The sequence below is a fragment of the Anabaena sp. 4-3 genome (genome assembly GCF_001597745.1).
GTDB lineage: Bacteria > Cyanobacteriota > Cyanobacteriia > Cyanobacteriales > Nostocaceae > Trichormus.
Genome location: NZ_LUHJ01000036.1, coordinates 1 through 1,524 on the forward strand (window position 1 = coordinate 1; position 1,524 = coordinate 1,524).

Below are 1,524 nucleotides of genomic sequence, written 5' to 3' on the forward strand. Positions count from 1 at the left end.
ACTTATATCTTGCACCTAGCCGGATAAACACTGAATATGTAGAATGGAAGTATCAAGTATTGCAAATTTATTAAGTAGTCATATACTGAGCATAAAGTTATTAATCGTACTTAGTAACGCTTTAAATACTAGAGTATCTCAGTAAATAATTGTATAGATAATGATAATCATTCAGAGGGGTGGGGGTGAGTGGGTGAGCGTCGCTCACCCACTCATCCCCAGAGTGCGATTATCATTTTCATGAAGAACTTAATTGCTCTCCAGTACAATTAAAGCTGCTCTTATTGCTCAAAGTAACCAAAATATGAGAGAAAAGGGCGTAATAAACCATTTATTAGCAAGAACAATGACTAATATTCTTGCTCGCGCCCAACAGCTAGTTTACAGTTTAGAATCCCTGATATCTTCTGTCTACCAACGAGAAAATTTCACCACCATGTTGGGATTATTCTTGGAGGCAAAAGGCTATCCCTTACCTGAACATAGTCAAACCAAATCTCCTAGTGCCATCAGTCGGTTTCTCAATCTTTATGATTGGCCAACCCGTCAAATCATTCGCACTACTCGTAAACAGATACTCCAAGAAATTTTATCTTTCTGTCCTAAAGGTCGTACACCTCAACTGCAAGTCATCCTTGACCTAACAACCCTAGAAAAATGCGGTAAATTCAAGGGTTTTGAAGATTTAATTCGCGTATACAACCGTAAACGTGGATTGCATCTAGTTGTCATGTATCTGGTTGTCGGGCAATGGCGAGTCCCTTGGACATGAGCGCGTTTGGAGAGGTAAAGGTACACCATCACCTGCACAGTTAGGTCTTAAACTGCTCAAGAATTTACCCAAGTCATTAACCAAACGCTTTCAAGTTATGGTTTTGGCGGATACTGCATTTAGTAGTGCCGATTTTATTCATAGTGTCCGCTCTCTTAAATATCATGCTGTTACCGGTTTGCTTTCCAGTCGCCGACTAACTGATGGACGGCTTTTAAGACGCTTACATAAACGTGGTCAGCAAGTTCACCTCCAAGGTTTCAATTGTCCTGTCTGGGTTTCTTGGTTTTACCTCAAACGTCACGATGGTAAGCGGGAGAAACGATTTGTTCTATCTACAAGACCAATGAAAGCCAGCACCATCAACTGGTGAGCCAGCGCGTTGCGGGGGTTCCCCCCGTTGTAGCGACTGGCGAACCCGAAGGGTGGGGTAAGCGTCGATGGCAGATTGAGGGTTGGTTCAAAACGGCAAAACATCGCTTTGGGTTACATCGTTTCGGTCAAGGAACGCTATTGGGCGTTTACCGTTGGTTAGTCCTTTCCTTCCTAACCTTCATCTTGGCACATTGGGCTTATTTATCTACCAACCCTCAAGATTTACCTGACTGGGGACAAGCGGCGCAAACTGCCCTTGAATTTATCTTTCCAAAAATTCTTGTGTCTTCTTTTTTACTTTACCTTAAACAGATGATTCCTCTTGCACGTAGTTATGGATTTGACATCTTTGTTTCCAGGTGCAAGATATAAGTTAA

General features: G+C 42.1%; 1 pseudogene. It reads left to right on the forward strand.

What is annotated here, in order from left to right:
• Positions 1 to 346: 346 nt before the first annotated feature.
• Positions 347 to 1,462 (forward strand): annotated as a pseudogene (locus tag A3775_RS25020) (transposase); the annotation flags it as partial.
• Positions 1,463 to 1,524 lie beyond the last annotated feature (62 nt).